We start from the raw sequence: 25,216 nt of genomic DNA, 5'->3' as shown, positions 1-25,216 counted from the left end.
CTGGTGTGCCAGTTGTCCCGCCCGGGGCATGGCTGGTTGGCTACGTTCGGAATGGGTAACCGCTGAAAGCATCTAAGCGGGAAACCATCTTCAAGATGAGGTCTCCGCAGACACCTTCGGGTGTCTGGTAGGCCCCCAGTAGACTACTGGGTTGATAGGCCGGGTGTGGAAGACCTGTAAGGGTTGGAGCTGACCGGTACTAATTGGCCGACACAAACACAACACACACACCACCCGGTTGTGGTGCGTGTTCGCATCGAGCTTCTGCTTGCGTCCACTGTGCGGTTCACGACCAACCCACCACCCCACACACGCGGGGGGCCGGCACCCCGGCCCACTGCCTGGCGGGGGGCTCCGTGGTCGACATGGTGAATAGTGATTGTTGACGGCCATGTTCTTGTGTTGCCTGTTTGGTCGTCTCGGTGGTCATAGCGGGAGGGTTTCACGCCCGGTCCCATTCCGAACCCGGAAGCTAAGACTCCCAGCGCCGATGGTACTGCACTCGCTAGGGTGTGGGAGAGTAGGACACCGCCGAGCACATTCTTGAATGGTGAAGGCCGTTCCGACGCCGACGCGGACCCGGGTTACGGGTGAACGCGTCAGCGTTCGGGACGGCCTTTATCGTGTTTGTCGCGCGCCGTACGTCATGTCCCTCGTCGTGGGCTCCAGGCCCGCGCATCGAGTGACGCTCGAACGGCCGACCGCCTGACGGGGCGTCTCCGGCTCGGGCAGCCGGCGTACCGGCGGCAAGCGCACATCCCACAACGAGGAGCGAGGGCCGCGACTGTAGGCTTGCGCTCGGATCGGTGGCGTCACGAGGCGTTGCTCGACGTAGAAAGGCATGCTGCATGGCTCAGGACAGGCGCGGGGACTCCCGCCGCAATGGCGACTCCCGCGGGCGCGGGGGAGACCGCCACGGTTTCGGAGGTCGCTCCTCAGGCGGTCAGCGGCGCGACGACCGGCGCTCGGGCGGTCGCGGACGCGACGACCGCGCCGGGAACAGCCGTGGAGACCGGGACGGCGGCGCCCGGCCCGGGTACGGGCGCTCCGAGGAGCGCTCCGGCTACCGCCGGCACGACCGCCACGGCGAGCGCAGCTTCGGCTACGGGCGGTCCGAGAGCGACAGTGCGCAGCGCTATGAGGGCGGCCGCGGTGACGGGCCTCGTCGGAGCCACGACGGCCAGTCGCGCCGTGGCGGTTCCTACGGCGGCCGTGGACGGGACGAGCGTCGCGGGCGGCAGCAGGGTGGTCGCGGGAGCTTCACTCGCGAGGACCGTCGTGACTCGCGTCCCCCGCAGCGCAACCGCGTACCCGAACCCTCGGTCCCTGAGAACGTGACTCCCCAGGACCTCGAGGCGAGCGCTCGGCGCGAGCTGCGAGCTCTCGGACGCTCCAACGCTGAGAACGTCGCGCGGCACCTCGTCATGGTGCAGCGGCTTCTCGATGACGACCCCGAGCTTGCCTACCAGCACGCCCGCCACGCCGCGTCACACGCCGGCCGCATCGCCGTCGTGCGCGAGTCCGCGGGCATCGCGGCCTACCTCTCCGGCCACTACCACGAGGCCCTCCGCGACATCCGCGCCGCTCGTCGGCTCTCGGGCCTCGACCTCCACCGGGCGATCGAGGCCGACTGCGAGCGTGCCCTCGGGCACCTCGACCGGGCCCTCAAGGCCGCGCAGGACGCCGACCCGCGTCAGCTCGACGACGCCGAGGAGGCCGAGATCGCCATGGTCGTCTCCGGCGTCCGCCACGAGATGGGGCAGACCGAGCTGGGCCTCGTTGTCGTCGAGGAGGCCATCATGATGTTCCGAGGGGACCGTGAGACCCTGCGCCGCCTGCACTCGGTCCGCGCCGACCGGCTCGAGGAGCTCGGCCGGACCGACGAGGCCACCAGGATCCGCGAGCGGATCGGTGAGGGTCCCGAGGTCCAGGAGGAGGACGAGGTCGAGGTCTACGACATCGAGGAGGACTTCGACGACGAGACCGCGCAGGCCGTCGTGGCGGAGGACGACGAGGACCCCGACGGCCCCGGGCAGGGCGTCGCTCCCGCGGCCGAGGCCCAGGCACAGGACGCCGTCGACGAGGACACCCGCGTCGCCGAGGTCGTCGAGGACGGCCTCACCAGCGTCGAGGGCGATGACGTCGACGACGCCGAGGACGCCGACTGGTCCGGCTCCTTCGCGCAGCGTGTCGAGGCCGAGATGGCCGAGCTCCTCGGCGAGGATGACCCGGAGGCGCCCCTTGCGGTCGGCTCCGACGACGCCGAGCCCGACGCCGACGACTCGATCGGGGCTCTCGCCACGGCGGACGCCGAGGCCACCGCCGAGCCCGAGACCGAGGAGGAGGCCTGAGATGACGCAGCCCGCGGACGTCTCACCGCTCGCCACCCCGCTGCTCGGCTCGCGCAAGGCGCTCGCCGAGACCTATGACGTCGCCCTGCTCGACCTCGACGGGGTCTGCTTCGCCGGCGACGCCCGCATCGAGCACGCCGCCGAGGGCGTCAACGGCGCCAGGGCGCGCGGCATGAGCCTGTCGTTCGTCACCAACAACGCCTCACGCGCCCCGCAGGCCGTCATCGACAAGCTCGCCCGCAACGACATCGAGGGGCACCCCTCCGAGGTCTTCTCCGCCGCCATGGACGGTGCCACGATCCTCGCCGAGCGCGTCCCCGCCGACTCACCGGTCTACGTCATCGGCGGGGCCGGCCTCCGCGAGGCCGTCGCCGACGCGGGCCTCACCGTCGTCGACTCCGCCGCGGACCACCCGGCCGCCGTCATCCAGGGCTGGGACCCGTCCGTCGACTGGGCCATGATGTCCGAGGGCGTCTACGCCATCAATGACGGCGCCATCTTCGTCGCCACCAACACGGACGCTACCCTGCCGACCGAGCGCGGCTTCGCCCTGGGCAACGGCAGCCTCGTCGTCGCCGTCGCCCACGCCTCCGGCGTTGAGCCGATCGCGGGCGGCAAGCCCTTCCCGGGCATCTACGAGCGCGCGCTGGCCCGCTCCGGCGGCACCAACCCGCTCGCCGTCGGCGACCGCCTCAACACCGACCAGGTGGGCGCCCGCGCCGCCGGCATCCCGGGCCTCCACGTCCTCACCGGCGTCTCCACGGCCCGCGACGTCCTCACCGCCCCGGTCGAGGAGCGACCCAGCTACCTCCACACGGACCTGCGCGGGCTCATCGAGCCGCACCCCGAGCCCGAGCGCGTCCTGTGCGACCAGGCGATCTGGTGGCGCGTCGGCAGCACGCGCGTCCGCATCGACGCCGGACTGCTCGACTGGCACGGCCGCGGCGTCCTCGCCCAGGCCCCCACCGAGGAGCCCGTCACCATCTCCCTGGACGCCTACCGCGGCCTCGCGTGCGCCGTGTGGGAGTACGCGGACGCCCACGACGGCGACACCTCGCGGCTCACCATCCCGCCGATCCACGTCGTCGCCGACTGAACAGCCCATGAACGAGCAGCAGGCGCGCGGGCCCGTGCCGACAGCCCCGTCCGGCACCTCCTCCGGCACCGGACCGGCGGCGGGCGGCACGCGGCCCGTTCCCGCACCGCCTCGCGCCCAGGCAGTCGCTGAGCGCGCCGCCCACCTGCCCGACCACGCCGCCCGCCTCGAAGACCTCGACACGCTGCCCCTCGAGGAGCGGGCCGCCGTCCTGACCGGTGTCCACGACGACCTCACGTCCGTCCTGCGCGACGCCGAGGACTGACCAGCGTCCGGCGGCAGCCCGTCTCCCCACTGACCACCGACCCCAGCACCGACCCGAAGGCACCGCGAAGCACCCGACCATGGCACGCCTCATCCGCATCGACTCCGAGCTCGTCCGCCGGGGGCTCGCGCGCTCGCGCACCCACGCGGCCCAGCTCGTCACCGACGGCCACGTCACCCTCGACGGTGCCGTCGTCACCAAGCCGGCGCGCCAGGTCGACCCCGCCCAGGCCATCGAGGTCATCACGCCCTGCGGAGACGACTACGTCTCCCGCGGTGCCCACAAGCTCGCCGGCGCCCTCGACGCCCTGACCGAGCGCGGTCTCGCGCCCCGCGTCGAGGACCGTCGCTGCCTCGACGCCGGAGCCTCGACCGGCGGCTTCACCGACGTCCTCCTGCGCCGCGGTGCCGCGCGCGTCGTCTCCGTCGACGTCGGCTACGGGCAGCTCGCCTGGTCCCTCCAGTCCGACGAGCGCGTCACCGTCCTCGACCGCACCAACGTGCGCACCCTCGACCCCGAGGCCGTCGCTCCCGCGCCCGGCCTCATCGTCGGGGACCTCTCCTTCATCTCCCTCACCCTCGTCCTGCCCGCCCTCGTCGCCGCAGCCGCCGACGACGCCGACCTCCTCCTCATGGTCAAGCCGCAGTTCGAGGTCGGCAAGGAGCGTCTCGGGCACGGCGGCGTCGTCCGCGAACCCGCGCTCCACGTCGAGACGGTGCTCGACGTCGCCGAGGCGGCCCACGGCCTCGGACTCGGCATCGACGCCGTCACCGCCTCGCCCCTGCCTGGCCCTGCGGGCAACGTCGAGTACTTCCTCAACATGCACGCGGGCCTGGCCGGTTCCTCCACCGACCTCACTGGGGAGAACCTTGCTGCCGAGGTGCGCCGCGCCGTCGACGAGGGGCCCGCCGGAGCCGGCGCCGGAAGGAGGCACCGCCGATGAGCAAGAACCTCAGTGCCGAGACGCCCGAGGACCGGCAGGAGACCGAGCGGCGGACGGCCGTCCACGACAGCGCCCGCTGCGGCAGCCCCGTCAGCCGCGTCATGGTGCTCCAGCGCGACCTCAACGACAAGCCCGTCCCGCCGCACCGCAAGGCCGCGCCGACCGCGCAGACCGTCGCCCGGGCCGAGGCCGCCCTGCGTGCCCACGGCGTCGAGGTGGTGGGCCAGGGCAGCGACGCGGACGTCGACTTCGTCCTCGTCATCGGGGGCGACGGGACCATCCTGCGCGCCTGCGAGATCGCCCGGGAGCGCGACGTCCCCCTCGTCGGCGTCAACACCGGTCACGTCGGCTTCCTCGCCGAGGCCGACCCTGACGCCATCGAGGCCGTCGTCGCCGGCGTCATCGCGGGCCGCTACAGCGTCGAGACCCGCATGACCCTCGACGTCGAGGTCGAGAGCCCCGACGGCCGCGTCGAGAGCGGCTGGGCCCTCAACGAGGCCGCCCTCGAGAAGCGCGACCGCGCCCGCATGCTCGAGATCGCTCTCGGCGTCGACGGCCAGGCCGTCTCCTCCTTCGGGTGCGACGGCCTCGTCGTGTCCACCCCGACCGGGTCCACGGCCTACGCCTTCTCCGGAGGCGGCCCCGTCGTGTGGCCGGAGGTGGAGGCGCTCCTCGTCGTGCCCCTGGCCGCCCACGCCCTCTTCACCCGGCCCCTCGTGCTCGGCCCCGACTCCTGCCTCGAGGTCGTCGTCCAGCACACCGGCTTCGGCGGCGCCGAGATCTGGTGCGACGGGCGGCGCTCTCTGGCCGTCAGCGCCGGGAGCCGCATCCGCGTCACCCGCGCCGAGAGGCCCGTGCGCCTCGCACGGCTCAACGAGGCCCCCTTCTCCACCCGGCTGGTGCGCAAGTTCAACCTGCCCGTCGAGGGCTGGCGCGCGGCCGCCGAGGACGACGGCGACGACGACACCGATCCGACGCCGACGGGGGAGGAGCGAGCGTGATCGACTCTCTCCACATCGAGGACCTCGGCGTCATCGAGGAGACCGACCTCGTTCTCAGCCCGGGTCTGAACGCCCTCACCGGTGAGACCGGCGCCGGCAAGACGATGGTCCTCACCTCTCTCGGGCTGCTCCTCGGCGAGAGGGCCGAGGCCACCGCCGTGCGCGGGGGAGCCGAGCGGGCCCTCATCGAGGGCGCCTTCACCCTCGACCCCGCCTCCCGCGCCGCCGACCGTGCCCGTGAGGCCGGCGCCGAGCTCGACGAGGACCTCCTCCTCGCCTCCCGCACCGTTCCCGCCTCCGGCCGCTCCCGGGCCCACCTCGGCGGGCGCACCGTCCCGTCCTCCGTCCTCGCCGACGTCGGCAACCACCTCGTCTCCGTCCACGGGCAGGCCGACCAGCTCAGACTGCGGTCCGCGGCCGCCCAGCGCGCCGCCCTCGACTCCCTCGGAGGCCCTGCGCACGCCGCGCTGTGCCGCGAGTACGCGCGCGCCCACCGAGCCCGCCGCGCCGCCGCCGAGTCGCTCGAGGAGTGGCGCTCCGGAGCCGCTGAGCGCGCCGCCGAGGTCGCGCGCCTGCGCACGTGGCTCGAGACCGTCGAGGAGCTCGACCCGTCGCCCGGCGAGGACGCCGTCCTCACCGCCGAGGCGGACCGGCTTGACCACGCCGAGGACCTCCGCCGTGCCGCCACCACGGCTCGCACCGCGCTCACCGGCGACGAGGACGCCGTCGGCGACGATCCCGACGTCACGGGCCTCATCGCCGCCGCCGACCGCGCGCTCGCACCCGTCACGGGCGTCGACCCCGCGCTCACCGAGCTCGCCGGGCGCGTCCACCAGCTCGGCATCCTCGCCGCCGACGTCTCCGCCGAGCTCACCGAGTACCTCGCGGCCCTCGACGCCGACCCCGCCCGCCTCGCCTGGGTACAGAACCGCCGAGGCGCCCTCGCGCGCGCCCTGCGCCAGCTCGGCGACGCGGCCGAGCCGATCGAGGACGTCGACGCCCTCCTCGCGGCCTCGCGCACCTGGGCCGAGCGGCTCGCGCAGATCGACGGCCCCCAGGACGGCGAGACCCGCCTGGCCGAGGAGCTCGCCGCGGCCGACGCCGAGCTCGGCCGCCTCGCGGAGCGACTCACGGCCGCCCGCCGCGGCCTCGCCGAACGGCTCGAGCAGGCTGTCACCGCCGAGCTCGAGGGCCTCCAGATGAAGGGCTCGCGCCTCGTCGTCGCCCTCGACCCGCTCGACGAGCCCGGTCCGACCGGGGCGGAGACCGTCACCCTCCAGCTCGTCTCGCACCCCGGCGCGCCCGCCCTCGCCCTCGGCAAGGGCGCCTCCGGCGGTGAGCTCAGCCGCATCATGCTCGCCCTCGAGGTGGTCCTGGCCGACGCCTCCCAGGCCCTCGGCGACGCCGACCAGTCCGGCCAGGAGCCCGAGAACCTCTACCCGCGCACCTTCGTCTTCGACGAGATCGACGCGGGCGTCGGCGGCCGCGCCGCACGCGAGATCGGCCGACGCCTCGCCCGCCTCGCCCGCCGCAACCAGGTGGTGGTCGTCACGCACCTCGCCCAGGTCGCCGCCTGGGCCGACACCCAGCTCGTCGTCCGCAAGGAGACCTCGCCCGCCGACGACGCCGGCGACGTGGGCCGCGGCACCGACGGCGGTACCGGTGCGAGCGCGCCGCGCACCCGCACCTCGGTCGTCCGGGTCGAGGGAGAGGAGCGCGTCACCGAGCTCGCGAGGATGCTCTCCGGGCACGACGACTCCGAGGCCGCGCTGCGGCACGCCGCTGAGCTGCTCGAAGAGGCCCGCGTGGCAGAATCCCAAGCGTGAGGAACCCCTTCCGCAAGCAGTCGCCGTCAGACCCGGAGCGCCCCAGCGGCGTCGTCCGGGTCGACGTACGCACGAAGACGCTCACCAAGCGCCTGCAGCCGGGGGACATCGCCGTCATCGACCACGCGGACCTCGACCGCGTCGCCGCCGAGGCCCTCGTCGAGCGCAGGCCCGCCGCCGTCCTCAACGCCGCCCGCTCCGTCTCCGGGCGCTACCCCAACCTGGGCCCCGGCATCCTCCTCGACGCCGGCGTGCCCCTCGTCGACGACCTCGGGCCCGACGTCATGCGCCTCGCCGAGGGATCCGTCGTCGCCGTTGACCTGACTGGGGAGGCCGGCCCCGCCGGCGCCGTCTACGCCGAGGGCACCGCGGGCCCCGTGGCCGAGGGCACCGTCCAGACCCGCGGGACCGTGGCCGCCTCCATGGAGGACGCCAAGGAGGGGCTGTCCGTCCAGCTCGAGGCCTTCGCCGCGAACACCATGGAGTACATGCGCTCGGAGCGCGACCTCCTCCTCAACGGCGTCGGCGTCCCCGAGATCCGCACGAGGATGCAGGGGCGGCACGTCCTCGTCGTCGTGCGCGGGTACTCCTACAAGGAGGACCTCGCCGCCCTCAAGCCCTACATCCGCGAGTACAAGCCCGTCATCATCGGCGTCGACGGCGGCGCAGACGCCGTCATGGAGGCCGGCTTCAAGCCCGACATGATCGTCGGGGACATGGACTCCGTCTCCGACAAGGCCCTGCGCTCCGGCGCCGAGGTCGTCGTCCACGCCTACCGCGACGGCCGCGCCCCCGGCCTCAAGCGCGTCGAGGACCTCGGCGTCGAGCACGTCGTCTTCTCCGCCACGGGCACGAGCGAGGACATCGCCATGCTCATGGCCGACGAGTCCGGGGCCGAGCTCATCGTCGCCCTCGGCACCCACGCCACCCTCCTCGAGTTCCTCGACAAGGGACGTGCCGGCATGTCCTCGACCTTCCTCACGCGCCTGCGCCTCGGCGGCCGTCTCATCGACGCCAAGGGCGTCTCGCGCCTCTACCGCGCCCGCATCTCCGGCTGGCAGCTCTTCCTGCTCGCCCTCGCCGGCCTCATCGCCCTCTTCGTGGCGCTCGCCGCCACGCCGGGCGGCCAGACCCTCCTGGGGCTCTCGGGCGCCATGTGGGACGACATCCTCACCTTCTTCCGCTCGCTCCTGCACCTGTCACCGAGCTCGCCGTCGGTGTAGCACCCGGCGACCACGCGAGCACGCCGCCGACACGCACCCCCGGACCACCACGGACCCCGACCGACCAGACGACCGACCAGAAGACCGAAAAGGACCACGGACCACCCCATGATCGACTTCCGATACCACCTGGTCTCGCTCATCAGCGTCTTCCTCGCGCTCGCCGTCGGCGTGGTCCTCGGCGCCGGACCTCTCCAGAACTCGCTCGGCACCGCCCTCAACGACCAGGTCACCTCGCTGCGCGCGGACCGCAACGCCCTCCAGACCCAGCTCGAGCAGACCGAGAGCGCCGTCAACGACCGCGACTCCTACATCACCCAGCTCGCCACGACGGTCCTGCCCGGCACCCTCGACGGCAAGAAGGTCGCCGTCGTCACCCTCCCCGGTGCGGAGAACGACGACGTCGACGCGGCCGCCACCCAGCTCCAGGCCGCCGGCGCCACCGTCAACGGGCGCCTCACCCTCACCGACGCCTGGACCGACCCCGGCCGCGAGACCTTCCGCTCCACCTACTCCGGCCAGTTCGCCGGCTACCTCGACAGCGCGTCGAACGAGGGCGGGAACGCCGTCCTCGGCCAGGGCCTCGTCGCCGCCCTCACGACCGACGGCGAGAAGGCCACCGCGCTCCTGGACCTCCTCACCGCGACCGACCAGCCGCTCGCCACCGTCGACTCCAAGCCCAGTGGCAGGTCCGACATGGTGCTCGTCATCGGTCCGCGCGACGTCGCCGAGGACGGGACCGCCGACGCCGCCGCGAAGGCGACCGCCGCCGCGACCGCCGTCGACGAGAACGACGCGTGGGCTCAGGCCCTCTCCGGCGCGGCCTCGCAGGGCACCACCGTGGTCGAGGGCGCCGCCCAGTCCTCAAGCGGGCTCGTCGCCTCCCTCCGCTCCGGCGACGTCAAGGTCACCACCATCGACTCGGTCGGCCAGGTCACCGCCGCCGTCTCCGCGCCCCTGGCGCTGGCCTCCACCGCCTCGGGCACCGTCGCCTCCTACGGCTTCGACGACGGCGCCTCGGCCGTCATCCCGCCGACGGGGAAGTGAGCCCCGTGCGACCGGGCACCGGCCTCGCCCGATCAGCCGCGTCGGCCGCCTGCGCGGGTGGGGCCACGGCCCTCATGGGCCACGCCCTGCTCCCCGGCGGACCGCTCCGTCCCGATCCCGACCACCTCCTCGAGCGCGTCAACTTCCACGGGCGGTGCGTGAGCCTGCGCGGTGGGGCCGGCCTCGCCGTCGGCTCCGTCGCCGGGGCCACCGCCGCAGGCAGCGCCCCCGCGGTCGTCGCCACGGCCTGCGGCGGGCTCGCGGGCGCCGTCGACGACCTCGACGCCGGAGCGCACGACGGCGACGCCCCCGCCAAGGGACTGCGCGGTCACCTCACCGCCCTGGCCCAGGGACGCGTCACGACCGGCGTCCTCAAGATCGGCGTCATCGGCGCGGGTGCCGTCGCCGCCGGCGGCGTGCTCGCCGCCGAACGCGCCGCCCGGGGCCGCGCCCCGGACGGAGCAGGGCCCCGGCCCACCGGCGGGCTCCTCGCCGACGCCGCGGTGAGCGCCGTCGCCATCGCCTCCTGGGCCAACGTCCACAACCTCCTCGATCTCCGCCCCGGACGAGCCCTCAAGGCCTCCGCGCTCCTCGCTGCGCCCCTCAGCCTGGCCCCCGGGCAGGACGCCGCCACGACGCGCCGCCTGGCAGCCGCTGCCCTCGCCTCTGCCGCGACCGCCGCCCCCGACGACCTCGCCGAGCGCACCATGCTCGGCGACACGGGCGCCAACGCCCTCGGCGCCCTCGTCGGCACCGCCGCGGCCGCCCATCCCAGCCGTCTCCTGCGCGCCGTCGCCGCCACCGCCGGGACCGCGCTCGTGCTCGCCAGCGAGCGCGTCTCCTTCTCCCGAGTCATCGCGAGCACCCCGGCCCTCGCCGCCCTCGACGCGCTCGGCCGGCAGGAGGCCTGAGTGCGCGGGACGCGCCGCGGGGGAGCGGCCGCCGCGGTCGGCGGCGTCGCCGGCCTCACCCTCGTCTCCCGCGCTCTCGGCTTCCTGCGCTGGGTCGTCCAGGCGACCACCGTCGGCGCCGGGACCGTCGCCGGCGCCTACGCCACCGCCAACCAGGTTCCCAACGTCCTCTACGAGGTCGTCGTCGGCGGCGCCCTGTCCGCGACCGTCGTGCCCCTGCTCGCCTCCGCCGTGGCCTCGGGTCGCCGTGACGAGGTCGAGCGGACCGCCGGGGGGCTCCTAGGGCTCGTCCTCGTGGTCCTCGTGCCCGCGGGAGCGGTCCTCGCCCTCGTCGCCGGCCCCATCGCAGACCTCTTCCCCACCTCCCAGGGTGTCGATCCCGTCCTCCAGCGCGAGCTCGTCACGAGCTTCCTGCGGATGTTCGCGCTGCAGGTGCCCCTGTACGGCGTCGGCGTCGTCCTCACCGGCGTCCTCCAGGCCCACCACCGCTTCACCTGGCCGGCCCTGACCCCCGTCCTCTCCTCGCTCGTCGTCATGGCGACCTACGGGGTCTACGGAGCCATGACCGGAGGGGCCGCGGACGGCACCGCCTCGCGAGCCGCGCTCCTCGTCCTCGGCTGGGGCACGACCGCGGGCGTCGCCGCGCTCTCGCTCCCGCTCCTCATCCCGGCCAGGCGCCTCGGGCTGTGGGTCCGGCCCACCCTGCGCCTCGAGCGGAGCACCGCCTCCCGCGTCGTTCGGCTCGGCGGCGCAGGCGTCCTCACCCTCGTCGCCCAGCAGGCGAGCGTCCTCGTCGTGCTCGCCCTGGCCCGCTCAGGCGGACGGACGGGAACGGTCGCGGTCTACCAGTACACCCAGGCCGTCTACGTCCTGCCCTACGCCGTCCTCGCCGTCCCCGTCGCCACGGTCCTGTACCCGCGGCTCGCCGCGGCCTTCGAGCGCCCCGGCCCGAGCGGTGAGAGGCCCGCCCCAGAGGCCGTCCGCCTCACGGGCGCCGCCACGGCCCTCGTCACCGCCGTCGCCACCGCCGGCGCGGGCGTGCTCGTGGCCGCCTCCGCCGGCGCCGAACGCTTCTTCGCCCTCCTCGCCGACGTGGACGGCATGGGCGCCGCCCTCGTCGCGATGGCCCCCGGGATCATCGGCTACGCCCTCATCTACCAGGGCACGCGCGTCCTCTTCGCCGCCGACTCCGCCCGCTCCGCCGCCAGTGCGACGGCCGCCGGCTGGCTCACCGTCGCACTCGCCTCCGCGCTCGCCGTCCACGTCGCCGCTCCGGACGGTGGGGACGGCGCCGCCACTCTCGTCGCGCTCGGCGTCGGCCAGAGCGCCGGGATGCTCGTCGCTGGCGGCGCGCTCCTCGTCGTCCTCGCGCGCCGGACCGGCGCGGTCAGCCTTCGGCCGAGCCTGCGCGCCGTGGTGGTGGGCGGGCCGGTCGCGGCGGTCGCGGGCCTGGCCCTCCGCCGGCTCAGCGAGGTGCCCACGGGGACGACCGGCTGCGTCGTGATCGCCGTCCTCGGTGCCGTCGTGACCGCCGCCCTCGTCCTGCTCGCCGTCCACCTCACCGACCGCAGCCTCCTGTCCGCCCTGCGCCGACGCGGCGCGAGCGAGCCCGACGGGCAGGCGCCCCGCACCGAGCCCCAGGAGCTCCCGTGACCCGCACGAACGACCAGCACGAGCCCGCAACGCCCCGTCGCCGCCTCCTCGAGGTCTCCGGCTCCGCCGCCGGGGGCGTCCGCGCCCACCTCGGCGAGTGCGCCCGGCTCCTGTCCGCCGAGGGCCACGACGTCGTCGTCGAGGCGCCCGCTGCCGTCCTGACCGGTCTCGACCTCGGTGCCGCGCGCTCCGAGGCGCTCGAGGTCGGGCCCGCGCCGCGTCCCTCCGACGCCCTCGCCGTCGCGCGCCTGCGCCGCCTCGGGCGGCGCGCCGACGTCGTCCACGCCCACGGCCTGCGCGCGGGCTCCCTCGCCGCGCTCGCCCTCGGACGACGGCGCCCGGGACGCACCCGCCTCGTCGTCACCCTCCACAACCGCACCGTCGGGAGCCGCGCGACCCGCGCCGTCGGCGAACGGCTCGAGGCCCTCATCGCGGCGCGCGCCGACGCCGTCCTCGCCGTCAGCCCTGACATCGTCGACACCGTGCGCGAGCGCGGGGCCGCCGAGATCGCCCTCGCCGTCATCCCCGCGCCCGCCGCCCGCACGGACGGGCTCGCGCCCACCGCCTCCTCCGTCGAGTCGGCCTGGCCCGGTGCGGGCCGGCGGGTCCTCACCGTCGCCCGGCTCGCCCCGCAGAAGGGCCTGGACCTCCTGCTCGACGCCGCCGTGCTCCTCACCGAGCGGGGCGCCGCCCCCATGACCTGGGCCGTCGCGGGGGAGGGCCCCCTTCGCGACGAGCTCGAGACCCGGATCCGCGCCGAGCACCTGCCCGCCCGACTGCTCGGCCGCCGCGAGGACGTCGGCGTCCTCATGGAGGCCGCCGACGTCGTCGTCCAGACGAGCCTGTGGGAGGGGCAGCCCCTCACCGTCCAGGAGGCGCTGCGGGTCGGGGCCGCCGTCGTCGCCACCGACGTCGGCGGGACCGCCGTCACCGCTCGCGGGGGAGCCGTCCTCGTCGAGCCGGAGGCGGTCGCGCTCGCCGACGCGGTCGCAGGCCTCCTCGCCGACGACGCCGCGCTGACCGCGGCCCGCTCCCGGTCCTCCTCCGCCGCCGCGAGCCTGCCCGGGGCCGAGGACCTCGCCGAGCAGCTGCGCGCCGTGCTCCTGCCGACCGACCCGGCCTGAGCGCTCGTGTGACGCCGGCGTGACGGACGGGGCCGTCCCCGGCGCCCGCCATGCCTTATGCTGGGATTCCGTGATGAGCACCAGCCCCCGCTCGAGCGGGAATCAGACCAGCACCCCTGCGCACATCTTCGTCACCGGCGGCGTCGTCTCCTCCCTCGGCAAGGGCCTCACGGCCTCCAGCCTGGGTCGCCTGCTCCGGGCCCGCGGCATCAGCGTCGTCATGCAGAAGCTCGACCCGTACATCAACGTCGACCCGGGCACGATGAATCCCTTCCAGCACGGCGAGGTCTTCGTCACGGAGGACGGCGCCGAGACGGACCTCGACATCGGCCACTACGAGCGCTTCCTCGACGTCAACCTCTCCGGCAAGGCCAACGCGACGACCGGGCAGGTCTACCAGACCGTCATCGCCAAGGAGCGCCGCGGCGAGTACCTCGGGGACACGGTCCAGGTCATCCCGCACATCACGGACCAGATCAAGGCCGTCATGCGCGCCCAGGCCGAGCCCGACGCCGACGGCAACGTCCCCGACGTCATCATCACCGAGATCGGCGGCACCGTCGGCGACATCGAGTCCCAGCCCTTCCTCGAGGCCGCCCGCCAGGTCCGTGCCGACCTCGGCCGTGACAACGTCGCCTTCGTCCACGTCTCGCTCATCCCCTTCCTCCCGGCCGCCGGCGAGCTCAAGACCAAGCCCACGCAGCACTCGGTCGCGACCCTGCGCTCCATCGGCATCCAGCCCGACGCCCTCGTCCTGCGCACCGACCGGCCCCTGCCCGAGGGCGTCAAGGGCAAGGTCGCGCTCATGTGCGACGTCGACCGCGACGCCGTCATCGAGTGCAAGGACGCCGCCTCCATCTACGAGGTCCCACCGACCCTCCACCGCGAGGGCCTCGACGCCTTCCTCGTCCAGCGCCTCGGCCTCACCTTCCGCGACGTCGACTGGACCGAGTGGGACGCCCTCCTCCAGCGCGTCCACGAGCCCAAGAGCCGCCTCGAGGTGGCCCTCGTCGGCAAGTACGTCGACCTCCACGACGCCTACCTCTCCGTCGCCGAGGCCATCAAGCACGGCGGCTTCGCCAACAACGCCAAGGTCGACCTGCGCTGGATCGCCTCCGACACCTGCGAGACCCCCGAGGGCGCCCAGCGGGCCCTCGGCGGCGCCGACGCCGTCGTCGTCCCCGGCGGCTTCGGCGTGCGCGGCATCGAGGGCAAGCTCGGAGCCCTGCGCTGGGCCCGCGAGCACAGGATCCCGACGCTCGGGCTCTGCCTGGGCCTCCAGTGCATGGTCATCGAGGTCGCCCGCGACCTCCTCTCTCTCGAGGGAGCCTCCTCCACTGAGTTCGAGCCCGAGACCCAGTACCCGGTCATCAGCACCATGGACGCCCAGCGCCAGTTCGTCACCGGCGGCGGCGACCTCGGCGGCACGATGCGCCTGGGCGCGTACCCGGCCGCCCTCACCGCGGGCTCGATCGTCGCCGAGGCCTACGGGACGACCGAGGTCTCCGAGCGCCACCGCCACCGCTTCGAGGTCAACAACGAGTACCGCGAGCAGCTCGAGTCCGTGGGCCTGCACGTCTCCGGCACCTCGCCGGACGGGCACCTCACCGAGTTCGTCGAGCTGGACCGCGAGCAGCACCCCTACTTCGTCGCCACCCAGGCCCACCCGGAGTTCAAGTCCCGCCCGACCCGCGCACACCCGCTCTTCGCGGGCCTCATCAAGGCCGGTCTCGAGCGTCAGCGCGAGCTCTACTCCGCCCGGTACCAGGGCGACGAGGCCGCTGAGGTGGTCACTGGAACGGCTCCGGAGCCCGAGAAGGGCGAGGAGTGAGCACCAGCGCCGAGGCCTCGGGTCACGCGGCCGGCCGTCCCGTTGACGAGCGCGACACCCGCGAGGTCGTCTCCTCCGAGCACGTCTGGGCCGGCCCGATCCTCACGGTCGAGGACGAGAGGATCGTCCTCGCCGAGGGGACCGAGCCGCTGCGCCGTCAGGTGGTCCGCCACCACGACGCCGTCAACGTCGTCGCCCTGCGTGAGGGGGAGGAGTCCTCCCAGCCCGACGGCGGCGCCGAGATCCTCATGGTCCGTCAGTACCGTCACCCGGTGCGCGCGAACCTGTGGGAGATTCCGGCCGGCCTGCTCGACGTGCCCGGCGAGGACCCGCTCGTCGCCGCGCAGCGCGAGCTCGCCGAGGAGACCGACCGTTGCGCGGCCACCTGGCACGCGCTCGTCGACTACTACGCCTCGCCCGGCTTCACCACCGAGGGGGCCCGCTCCTTCCTCGCACGGGGGATCTCGATGCTCCTCGAGGCCGAGAGGATCGAGCGTGAGGCCGAGGAGGCCGAGTTCGTGCCGACGTGGTTCCGCTTCGACGACGTCGTGGCGGGCGTGCTCGCGGGCGAGCTCCACAACCCCTCGACCGTCATGGGCGTCCTCGCCGCCGACCGGGCTCGTGCCCGCGGCTGGGAGGGACTGCGTCCGGCGGACGCGCCGTGGCTGAGGAGCCCAGAGAGCCTCTGAGGGCTGTCTCGTGGAGCCCGGCGGGGCTCCGAGCACCATCCCGGACGGCACCACGAACGTGAACCGGTTAATCTACTGAAAGTCCGGACGTTAACCGGTTGACATTGAGGTGTGTCGTGAGTCATGCTCCTCCCATGCTCGGCACCGACGCCGGGCCCTCCGAACCGAAAGGGGGGCAGGGACGATGACGACCCTCGCCGACGTCGCCGCGGCAGCCGGCGTCTCCAAGGCAGCAGCCTCACTCGTGCTCTCGGGCAAGTCCGAGGGACGCGTCGCCGAGCGCAAGGCCGAGCGGGTCCGCACGGCGGCCGACGAGCTCGGCTACGTCCGCGATGCGCTCGCCGGCGGGATGCGCAACGGTGAGACGCGCACGATCGGCGTCATCGGTGAGCGTGTCCTCTCGACCCCCTATGCGGTGTCGATGATCGACGCCCTGCTCTCCACCAGCCAGGAGCTGGGGTGGTCCGTGCTCCTGACCGACTCCGGTCGCGACGGAGTGGCGGCGGAGAACGCGGTCCGCGAGATGGTCGCTCGCCGGGTCGGTACCGTCGTCATCGCAACCATGTACCACCGGGTCGTCGACGTTCCCGAACAGCTCGACGACGTCGTCGTCCTCAACGGCGAGGCGGGGACACCGGGTGTTCCGGGGGTCGTCCCGGACGAGTACCAAGGGGCCCGTGACGCCGTCGAGCACCTCATCGGACTCGGCCACACGAGGATCGGTTACGTCTCCCACGACTCGCGGGGCACGATCGCCGTTCGCCTGCGCGAGAAGGCCTTCCGCGAGACGATGGCGGGTCACGGTCTCCCCGTTGACGAGTCCGTGGTCGTGGCGGGCGGCAGTGACCCGCTCAGTGCGGACGAGTCGGCACGCCGTCTGCTGGACCGGCCGGATCGCCCGTCGGCGATCGTCTGCTACAACGACGGCCTCGCGGCCGGCGTCTACCGCCAGGCCGCTCGCCTCGGGCTCTCCGTGCCGCGCGACCTCTCCGTCGTCGGCTTCGACGACCTCACCCTCATCTCCACGAACCTCGACCCGCTCCTCACGACGATGCGTCTGCCCCACTGGGAGATGGGGGAGTGGCTCACCCGCGAGCTCGCCGCCGGGCGCGCCCGAGAGCTCCCGGAGCTGATCCTCTTCCCCTGTCCCCTCATCGAGCGCGCCTCCACGGCGCCGCCCGCCGCCTGAGCCACTGCCTCGGGCCCCTCCAGCTCTCCGCCCGTCGGGCGGAGTGAGATCCCCACCAGTCACGCTGACACACAAAGGAGTGCCATCATGATGACCACCCGCCGCTCGTTCCTCGGCGTCAGCGCCGTGGCCGCCGTCGCCGCCACGCTCGCCGCCTGCTCCTCCCAGTCCGGCTCGGGCTCCGCCTCCGGCGGCTCGGGCTCCGGCGGCATCACGCTGTGGACCCACAACGGCGGCAACAAGGAGGAGCTCGCCGTCGTCCGGTCGGCCGTCGACGGCTTCAACAAGGCGAACCCCGACTCGAAGGTCACCCTCAAGTCCTTCCCGCAGGAGTCCTACAACGACGCCATCGCCTCCGCGGCCGTCTCCGGCGACCTCCCCGACATCCTCGACCTCGACGGGCCGATCATGCCGAACTGGGCCTGGGCCGGTTACCTCTCGCCCCTGACGATCTCGCAGGACCTGCAGGACAAGATCATCGACTCCGCCAAGGGCGTGTGGAACGACAAGCTCTACTCCGTCGGCCCCTACGACACCTCGCTGTGCTTCCTCGGCCGCAAGTCCGCCTTCGACAAGGCCGGCGTCACCGTCCCGACCGTCGACGAGCCGTGGACGAAGGACGAGTTCATGGACGCCCTCGACAAGCTCTCCAAGCTCGACGACTTCGACTACGCCATCGACATGTCGGTCTGGGACACCGCCGAGTGGTGGCCCTACGCCTACGCCCCGATGCTCCAGTCCTTCGGCGGCGACCTCATCGACCGCAAGACCTTCGAGACGGCCGAGGGCTTCATCAACGGCGACAAGGCCGTTGAGTGGGGCACCTGGTTCCGCTCCCTCTTCACCAGCAAGTACGCCTCCGAGACCCCAGCCAAGGACGGCCAGGACTTCCTCCAGGGCAAGGTCCCGCTCGTCTACGCCGGCGGCTGGAAGGTCCTCAAGGCCCAGGAGACCTTCGGCGAGGACGACGTCCTCATCCTCCCGCCCGTCGACTTCGGCGAGGGCGCCCACGTCGGCGGCGGCTCATGGCAGTGGGGCGTGTCCTCATCCTCGAAGAATGCCCAGGCTGCCAACAAGTTCATCGAGTTCCTCATGCAGGACGAGTACCTCGTCCAGTACTCCGACGCCATCGGCAACTTCCCCTCCGTGGAGTCCGCGACGCCGAAGACGAAGTACTACGGCAAGGGCAAGCCGCTCGAGCCCGTCTACGAGATCGGCAAGAAGTACGCGCTGCTCCGTCCGGCAACCCCGGGCTACAAGGTTATCTCCTCGATCTTCGACAAGGCGGCTCGCGACATCGTCTCGGGTTCGGACGTCAAGTCGACCCTCGACCAGGCGGCCAAGGACATCGACGCGGACATCAAGTCCAACGACGGCTACAAGGCCAAGTGAGTCCCACCCGTGGCGGGCGGCTCAGCCGCCCGCCACGGGCCCGCGGGACCGCGATCCCGCACGGTCGTCCCAACGGGTCCACCCACCATCCCCACACCCCACCGATCCGGCGTGACGAGGCCGTCACGTTGGGAAGGGAACCGATATGGCAGCGTCCACCACCACGAGGCGCCGCGGCAGGTCCGCGGCCCTGCGTCGGGAGGCAAGGACGGCCTGGCTCATGAGCTCGCCGGCCCTCCTGCTCCTCCTGCTCTTCATGGGCATCCCGATCCTGCTCACCTTCATCCTGTCCTTCACCAACACGAGACTCATCTCCCCGAACCCGCCGCAGTTCATCGGGCTGCAGAACTTCGTCCGCGCCTTCACCGACGACCCGACCTTCATCCGGTCACTGACGAACACGGCGTTCTTCGCCCTCATCGTCGTGCCCTGCCAGTCCGGGCTCGCCCTCGCGCTCGCAATCCTCGTCAACCAGAAGGTCAAGGGCGTCACCGCCTTCCGCACGATGATCTTCATGCCCGTGGTGACCTCGATGGTCGTCGTATCCATCCTGTGGAGCTTCTTCTACCAGGACAACGGGCTCTTCAACTCGATGCTCAACACGATCACCGGCGGTGGCTGGACCGCCGTGGCCTGGCTCAACAACCCCGGCACCGCGATGCCCGCGATCATCGTCCTGTCGATCTGGCAGGCGGTCGGGCTGCACATGATCATCTGGCTCTCCGGCCTGCAGATGATCGACCCGGTCCTCTACGAGGCTGCTGACCTCGACGGCGCCAACGGCTGGCAGCGCTTCCGCTACATCACCTGGCCGGGCCTGCACTCAACGATGGTCTTCATCCTTGTCACCATCACCATCGCCGCCCTCGGCCTGTTCGTCCAGGTCGACGTCATGACCTCGGGCGGCCCGCAGGACGCCACCTCGACGATCGTCTACCACGCCGTGCGTAAGGGCTACCGCGAGCAGGACATGGGCTACGGATCCGCGATCTCGCTCATCTTCTTCGTCGCCGTCCTGCTCATCAGTCTCGTGCAGCGCTGGCTCACCAGGGAGAAGGACTGACATGGCCGCCGAGAACACCGCCGCCACCGCCACCGCGCTCGTCGACACCCTGAAGGAGGCCGACGACTCCCCTCGCCGCGGCCGGGCCGCCACCGAGAAGCGCAGCAAGGTCCTGACCTACATCGGCCTCGTGCTGGCCTCCTGCGTCGCCGTCTTCCCCCTCCTGTTCATGGTCTTCTCCTCCTTCAAGGACGACCAGCAGATCTTCGCCGACCTCAGGTCGCTCAAGGCGTTCCTGCCGACCGGGCACCTGTCCATGGACAACTACTCGGGCGTCTTCGACCGCGTGCCCGCCGCACGGTTCATCACGAACTCCCTCGTCGTCACCGTGGCCATCGTGGTGCTCGGTCTCATCGTGAATTCCATGATCGGCTTCGCGATCTCCCGCATGCGCTGGAAGGGCAAGAACATCGTCCTCTCGCTCGTGCTCGCGACGCTCATGGTCCCCTTCGAGACCATCGCAGTCCCACTCGTCTACTGGGTCGCCAAGCTGCCCTCCGTGCAGTGGGTGGTCGACGGCTTCCTCGCCAAGCAGGGGATGCTCAACACCTATCAGGTGCAGATCCTGCCCTTCGTCGCCAACGCGCTCGCGATCTTCCTGTTCGCCCAGCACTTCGGCGACATCCCGAAGGAGATCGACGAGGCCGCCCGGGTGGACGGCGCCTCCTGGTGGACGATCTACTCGCGGATCATCGTGCCGCTGTCCGGGCCGACCTTCGCCACGGTCGCCATCATCACCATGCTCCCGGCGTGGAACTCGTACCTGTGGCCGCTCATGGTCATCCAAGAAGAGTCGATGCGGCCGGCCAGCGTCGGCATGCAGTACTTCTTCCAGCTCAACCCGGTCTGGGGACAGATCATGGCCTACGGCACGCTCATCACTCTGCCGGTCCTCATCATCTTCGTCCTGTTCCAGCGGTCCTTCGTGGCCTCGCTGGCGGGCACGGCGGTCAAGGGCTGAGGCGGCGACCATGGCACTCGAGCTGGCAGACCACTGGCTGTGGGACCACTGGATCGCCGACGACGGCGAGCAGTACCACCTGTTCTTCCTGCGCGCCTCCCGCGCGCTCCACGACCCCGATCGCAGGCACTTCAACGCCTCGATGGGGCACGCGGTCTCGACCGACGCCCGGACGTGGACCCTCATGCCCGACGTGCTGGTCCATTCCGACGGTCCGGCCTTCGACGACAAGGCGATCTGGACGGGCTCTACCGTGGTCAAGCCGGACGGGACGCTACGCGTCTTCTACACGGGGATCTCACACGCCGAGGCCGGCATGGTCCAGCGCGTGGGGTGGGCCGACTCCGTCGACGGCATCACCTTCGAGAGGGCGACGAGCGAGCCTGTCGTGGCCGACGGACGCTGGTACGAGAAGTGGAACCCCAGCTACCCGTGGGACGAGCCGTGGCGCGACCCCTTCGTCTTCCAGCACGAGGGCCGTTGGCACATGCTTGTCACCGCGCGTGCGAAGGGCGTGGACCGCCTTCGCGCCGGTGTCATCGGGCACGCCGTCTCCGACGACCTCGACCACTGGGAGGTGCTCCCGCCCCTCACGGAGCCCGGGGCTCCCTTCGGACAGCTCGAGGTGTCTCAGTCGCGTGAGGTGGACGGGCACCATCTGCTCATCTTCTCCTGTGGGCAGGACATGCAGGCCGAGCCGGGCCCCGGTGGCGTCTGGGTCGCGGAGGGCGAGGGGCCCCTCGGCCCCTGGGACATCGCGGGAGCCCGCTACGTCCGGCCGGAGCACCTCTACGCGGGCCAGCTGCTGCCGCTGCGCGACGGCACCTGGGTCTACTCAGGGTTTAACGACGTCGTGGACGGCGCGTTCGTGGGGAGCGCGCCGGACCCGATCCCGTGGGAGGAGATCGAGCTCGTCGCACGTCACTGACCTGCGGCGACGCCCTTCCCTCGGCGGAGCGGGCGTTCACCTCTGAGGTAGGCGCCCGCTCCGGCGTTAATCGTTTGACGACGGCGCCCCGGGGCACGCACAATCTCCCCCGGACGCGCACGGAAGGGCGTCCGCGAGCACGTGCGAGGAACGGAGGCCGAGGGTGGTCACACTGGCAGACGTCGCCTCGGCCGCAGGCGTCTCCACCGCGACGGTCTCCCTGGTCCTGTCCGGCAAGGCGGAGGGCCGCGTCGCCAAGGCGACGGCCCAGCGCGTCCAGGCAGCCGCGGACGAGGCCGGGTACGTCCGCAACGCGGTCGCCGGCTCGCTGCGCTCCCGGTCCACCCGCACGCTCGGCCTCGTCTCGGAGCGCTCGAACGCCTCCGGTGCCGTCCTCGCCGACGTCCTCGCCGTGTGCCGCGAGACCGGCTGGTCGATGCTCGTCACCGACCTCGGCCACACCGCCAAGGACGCCCGCGACGCCGTCCGCGAGCTGCGCCAGCGTCGCGTCGACGCCGTCATCTACGCCCCCACCACCCGCCAGAAGGTCCACGTCGACCGCGCCCTCGAGCACGCCGCCGTCCTCAACGGCTACGCCGACCGGCCTGGCGTCCCCGGCGCGGTCGCCGACGAGGAGACGGGCGCCGTCGAGGCCGTCGGGCACCTCCTCGCCCTCGGCCACCGGCGCATCGCGCACCTCACTCTCGACCGGGAAGACGACGTCACCGTGCGCCTGCGACAGTCCGGTTACGTCGCTGCGCTGGCCTCGGCCGGACTCACGGTCGATCCCGGACTCGTCGTCGCCTGCGACGGCACGCCGACCGGCGCCGACCGCGCCGCGCGCAGCCTCCTGACCCGTCCTGACGCGCCGACCGCCGTCTTCTGCTACGACGACGCCCTCGCCCTCGCCGTCTATCGCCAGGCCCGCACCCTCGGGCTGCGCCTGCCCGAGGACCTCTCCGTCATCGGCTTCGACGAGCTCACCGTCCTCGCGGAGAACGTGGCACCCCAGCTCACCACCCTCCGCCTTCCGCGTCGGGACATGGCCGAGTGGGTGACGAGCGGGCTCATCGGGGGAGCAGGCGACCTGCCCCCGATGCCGACGGTCTTCACCTGCGAGCTCATCGAGCGAGGGTCGACGGCGCCGCCCGCGCTCTGAGGCGCGCTCAGCGGTCGCGTCGTCGACGCCGCCCCGGTCCGCCGGGTCTCGGGCTCTCGCGCCTGCGGCAGGTCGTCCTCACCCGCGGGCGGGCGGACTCCCCTCAGCACGACCGCGGCCCATAGGCGTCGCCCATGGAAGACAAGCGTGCCCGACGCCACTCCCTCTCGGCGCCGCCGCACTTGCCAGCGTTGAATATGGGAACAAAGATCTTGGTTAAAGTTGGTCGTGGATCCGGAGCCCGCCCCGCGCGAGCCTCGCACCCACCCCGCCCAGCCGGCCTCCGCCGACCGGGCTCACCGATGAGACCGAGAGGAGATGCCATGAACCAGGCCGACGACGACTCCACCCGGGCCCGCGTCCTCGATCTCATCGTCGAGAAGGGCCCCGTCTCAGCGGCACAGCTCGCCCGCGTCCTCGACCTCACGCCCGCCGCGGTGCGGCGTCACATCACGGCCCTCGAGGAGACCGGGGATATCCAGGTCCACACCCCCGCGGCCGGCGGCAAGCGCGGCCGCGGCCGCCCGGCACGCCACTACGTCGCCACCCCCGACGCGCGCACCACCTTCGCCGAGGGCTACTCCGAGCTCGCCGGGCGCGCCCTCACCTACCTCCAGCAGGTCGCCGGCGACAAGGCCGTCGACTCCTTCGCCGCGGCCCGCGGCCGCGACCTCGAGCGCCGTTACATGCCCGTCGTCGAGGCTGCCGGCAAGGACCCCGCGGACCGAGCCTCCGCGCTCGCGGACGCCCTCACGCTCGACGGCTACGCGGCCACCGTCCGCGACGTCGGCGACGGCACCTACGCCGTCCAGCTCTGCCAGGGGCACTGCCCCGTGCGCGACGTCGCGGGCCAGTTCCACGAGCTCTGCGAGGCCGAGACGCACGCCTTCGCCCGACTCCTCGGCGTCCCCGTCCAGCGCCTCGCCACCCTCGCCGGCGGCGACCACGTCTGCACGACCCACGTCCCCATCGCCATGCCCGCACTGCGCAAGCGCGCCGTGCGAGCCGCAACAGACCCGCGGGGCCGCCGGCCCCAGCGAACGGAAGGAACCCGATGACACAGCCCGTGACGGAGACCATGAACGAGACGCCGCGCAACAGCGACGACGAGATCATCGACTCCATCTCGACCCAGTACGACTTCGGGTGGCACGACTCCGACGCCGCCGGCTCCATCGCCAAGCGAGGCCTGTCGGAGGAGGTCGTCAGGGAGATCTCCGCGATCAAGGGTGAGCCCGAGTGGATGCTCGCCAAGCGGCTGAAGGCCTACGAGACCTTCCTCCGCAAGCCCATGCCGACCTGGGGCGTCGACATGTCCGACCTCGACATGGACCAGGTCAAGTACTACGTGCGCTCCACGGACCGCCCCACGAGCTCCTGGGACGAGCTGCCGGAGGACATCAAGAACACCTACGACCGGATCGGCATCCCCGAGGCCGAGCACGAGCGCCTCGTCGCCGGCGTCGCCGCACAGTACGAGTCCGAGGTCGTCTACAACCAGATCCGCTCCGACCTCGAGGAGCAGGGCGTCATCTTCGTTGACACCGACACCGCGGTGCGCGACTACCCCGAGCTCGTCCAGGAGTACTTCGGCTCCGTCGTCCCCGCCGGCGACAACAAGTTCGCGGCGCTCAACACCGCCGTGTGGTCCGGCGGCTCCTTCATCTACGTCCCCAAGGGCGTCCACGTCGAGATCCCGCTCCAGGCCTACTTCCGCATCAACACGGAGAACATGGGCCAGTTCGAGCGCACCCTCATCGTCGCCGACGAGGACTCCTACGTGCACTACGTCGAGGGCTGCACCGCCCCGATCTACTCCACGGACTCCCTCCACTCCGCGATCGTCGAGATCGTCGTCAAGAAGAACGCCCGCGTCCGCTACACGACGATCCAGAACTGGTCCAACAACGTGTGGAACCTCGTCACCCAGCGCGCCACCTGCGAGGAGGGCGCCACGATGGAGTGGGTCGACGGCAACATCGGCTCCAAGAAGAACATGAAGTACCCCGCCGTCTACCTCATGGGTCCCCACGCCCGCGGCGAGGCCCTCTCCATCGCCTTCGCCGGCGAGGGCCAGCACCAGGACACGGGCGCCAAGATGGTCCACATGGCCCCGTACACCTCGAGCCACATCGTCTCGAAGTCGATCTCCCGCCACGGCGGCCGCTCCGGCTACCGCGGGCTCGTCCAGATCATGAAGAACGCGCGCCACTCGAAGTCGAACGTCCTGTGCGACGCGCTGCTCGTCGACGAGATCTCCCGCTCCGACACCTACCCCTACGTCGACGTGCGCACCGACGACGTCGAGATGGGGCACGAGGCCACCGTCTCCAAGGTGAGCGCGGACCAGCTCTTCTACCTCATGCAGCGCGGCCTGTCCGAGACCGAGGCCATGGCGACCATCGTGCGCGGCTTCGTCGAGCCCATCGCCCGCGAGCTGCCCATGGAGTACGCGCTCGAGCTCAACCGCCTCATCGAGCTGCAGATGGAGAACTCGGTCGGCTGAGCCGGCCCGGGCTCGACCGGGCGCCGCGGCGCAGGGACGCGCGGCGGTCCGGCCCCCC

Annotated in this window: 21 protein-coding genes and 2 rRNA genes; all 23 read left to right on the top strand. The window is 72.3% G+C overall.

The genetic code is table 11. The features are described from left to right. A 23S ribosomal RNA gene (locus IXW69_RS05635) occupies positions 1–224 on the top strand; the annotation flags it as partial. Positions 225–418: 194 nt separating this feature from the next. Beyond that, positions 419–537, top strand: a 5S ribosomal RNA gene (gene rrf / locus IXW69_RS05630). A gap of 887 nt (positions 538–1,424) precedes the next feature. Continuing rightward, positions 1,425–2,351, top strand: a complete 927-nt coding sequence (locus IXW69_RS05625; RefSeq protein ID WP_228524872.1) for a hypothetical protein — start codon at positions 1,425–1,427, stop codon at positions 2,349–2,351. 1 nt (position 2,352) lies between these two features. Then, the gene (locus tag IXW69_RS05620; protein WP_194785381.1) at positions 2,353–3,447 is read left to right on the top strand and encodes an HAD-IIA family hydrolase; all 1,095 of its coding nucleotides are present in this window, start codon (positions 2,353–2,355) and stop codon (positions 3,445–3,447) included. A gap of 7 nt (positions 3,448–3,454) precedes the next feature. Further along, a complete protein-coding gene (locus IXW69_RS05615) occupies positions 3,455–3,712 on the top strand; it encodes a hypothetical protein (protein ID WP_194785380.1) in 258 nt (85 codons plus the stop codon). A gap of 79 nt (positions 3,713–3,791) precedes the next feature. Beyond that, positions 3,792–4,655 (top strand): TlyA family RNA methyltransferase, encoded by an 864-nt coding sequence (locus IXW69_RS05610; protein WP_194785379.1) that lies wholly within the window; start codon positions 3,792–3,794, stop codon positions 4,653–4,655. A gap of 101 nt (positions 4,656–4,756) precedes the next feature. Further along, the gene (locus IXW69_RS05605) at positions 4,757–5,656 is read left to right on the top strand and encodes an NAD kinase (protein WP_194785391.1); all 900 of its coding nucleotides are present in this window, start codon (positions 4,757–4,759) and stop codon (positions 5,654–5,656) included. Beyond that, the gene (gene recN / locus IXW69_RS05600; RefSeq protein ID WP_194785378.1) at positions 5,653–7,482 is read left to right on the top strand and encodes a DNA repair protein RecN; all 1,830 of its coding nucleotides are present in this window, start codon (positions 5,653–5,655) and stop codon (positions 7,480–7,482) included. The genes IXW69_RS05605 and recN overlap by 4 nt, the downstream gene beginning before the upstream one ends. After that, entirely contained in the window at positions 7,479–8,705 is a 1,227-nt protein-coding gene (gene steA, locus IXW69_RS05595; protein WP_194785377.1) for a putative cytokinetic ring protein SteA, read from the top strand. Before recN ends, steA begins: the two co-directional genes overlap by 4 nt. A gap of 108 nt (positions 8,706–8,813) precedes the next feature. Continuing rightward, complete coding sequence (locus IXW69_RS05590; protein ID WP_194785376.1) at positions 8,814–9,752, top strand: copper transporter; 939 nt, start codon at positions 8,814–8,816, stop codon at positions 9,750–9,752. Next, entirely contained in the window at positions 9,749–10,663 is a 915-nt protein-coding gene (locus IXW69_RS05585; RefSeq protein ID WP_407646531.1) for a hypothetical protein, read from the top strand. Before IXW69_RS05590 ends, IXW69_RS05585 begins: the two co-directional genes overlap by 4 nt. Continuing rightward, positions 10,664–12,316 (top strand): murein biosynthesis integral membrane protein MurJ, encoded by a 1,653-nt coding sequence (gene murJ, locus IXW69_RS05580; RefSeq protein WP_194785375.1) that lies wholly within the window; start codon positions 10,664–10,666, stop codon positions 12,314–12,316. It begins immediately after the preceding gene. After that, positions 12,313–13,440, top strand: coding sequence for a glycosyltransferase (locus IXW69_RS05575; protein ID WP_194785374.1), 1,128 nt, complete (start codon positions 12,313–12,315; stop codon positions 13,438–13,440). Before murJ ends, IXW69_RS05575 begins: the two co-directional genes overlap by 4 nt. A 73-nt stretch (positions 13,441–13,513) precedes the next feature. Further along, positions 13,514–15,271 carry a CTP synthase gene (locus IXW69_RS05570; protein WP_194785373.1) on the top strand — a complete coding sequence of 586 codons (1,758 nt, stop codon included), beginning with the start codon at positions 13,514–13,516 and terminating at the stop codon, positions 15,269–15,271. Next, positions 15,268–15,960, top strand: coding sequence for an NUDIX domain-containing protein (locus tag IXW69_RS05565; protein ID WP_194785372.1), 693 nt, complete (start codon positions 15,268–15,270; stop codon positions 15,958–15,960). Before IXW69_RS05570 ends, IXW69_RS05565 begins: the two co-directional genes overlap by 4 nt. Positions 15,961–16,144: 184 nt before the next feature. Further along, a complete protein-coding gene (locus IXW69_RS05560) occupies positions 16,145–17,149 on the top strand; it encodes a LacI family DNA-binding transcriptional regulator (RefSeq protein ID WP_194785371.1) in 1,005 nt (334 codons plus the stop codon). Between the two features lie 87 nt (positions 17,150–17,236). Beyond that, on the top strand, positions 17,237–18,541 hold the full coding sequence (locus IXW69_RS05555) for an ABC transporter substrate-binding protein (RefSeq protein ID WP_194785370.1): 1,305 nt from the start codon (positions 17,237–17,239) through the stop codon (positions 18,539–18,541). Between the two features lie 220 nt (positions 18,542–18,761). Continuing rightward, positions 18,762–19,604, top strand: coding sequence for a carbohydrate ABC transporter permease (locus IXW69_RS05550; protein WP_228524838.1), 843 nt, complete (start codon positions 18,762–18,764; stop codon positions 19,602–19,604). A 1-nt stretch (position 19,605) separates the two neighbouring features. Then, the gene (locus tag IXW69_RS05545; RefSeq protein WP_194785368.1) at positions 19,606–20,565 is read left to right on the top strand and encodes a carbohydrate ABC transporter permease; all 960 of its coding nucleotides are present in this window, start codon (positions 19,606–19,608) and stop codon (positions 20,563–20,565) included. A 10-nt stretch (positions 20,566–20,575) separates the two neighbouring features. After that, positions 20,576–21,493, top strand: a complete 918-nt coding sequence (locus IXW69_RS05540; protein WP_194785367.1) for a glycoside hydrolase family protein — start codon at positions 20,576–20,578, stop codon at positions 21,491–21,493. Positions 21,494–21,656: 163 nt separating this feature from the next. Beyond that, positions 21,657–22,652 carry a LacI family DNA-binding transcriptional regulator gene (locus IXW69_RS05535; RefSeq protein ID WP_194785366.1) on the top strand — a complete coding sequence of 332 codons (996 nt, stop codon included), beginning with the start codon at positions 21,657–21,659 and terminating at the stop codon, positions 22,650–22,652. 323 nt (positions 22,653–22,975) lie between these two features. Beyond that, entirely contained in the window at positions 22,976–23,710 is a 735-nt protein-coding gene (locus IXW69_RS05530) for a helix-turn-helix transcriptional regulator (RefSeq protein ID WP_194785365.1), read from the top strand. Between the two features lie 20 nt (positions 23,711–23,730). Next, positions 23,731–25,158 (top strand): Fe-S cluster assembly protein SufB, encoded by a 1,428-nt coding sequence (sufB, locus tag IXW69_RS05525; protein WP_194785389.1) that lies wholly within the window; start codon positions 23,731–23,733, stop codon positions 25,156–25,158. Positions 25,159–25,216 lie beyond the last annotated feature (58 nt).

This window comes from Actinomyces haliotis (genome assembly GCF_015355765.1).
Classification (GTDB): Bacteria; Actinomycetota; Actinomycetes; order Actinomycetales; family Actinomycetaceae; genus Actinomyces; species Actinomyces haliotis.
Note: the sequence above shows the minus strand (reverse complement) of the source record. Positions and strands in the feature narration are given on the sequence as shown.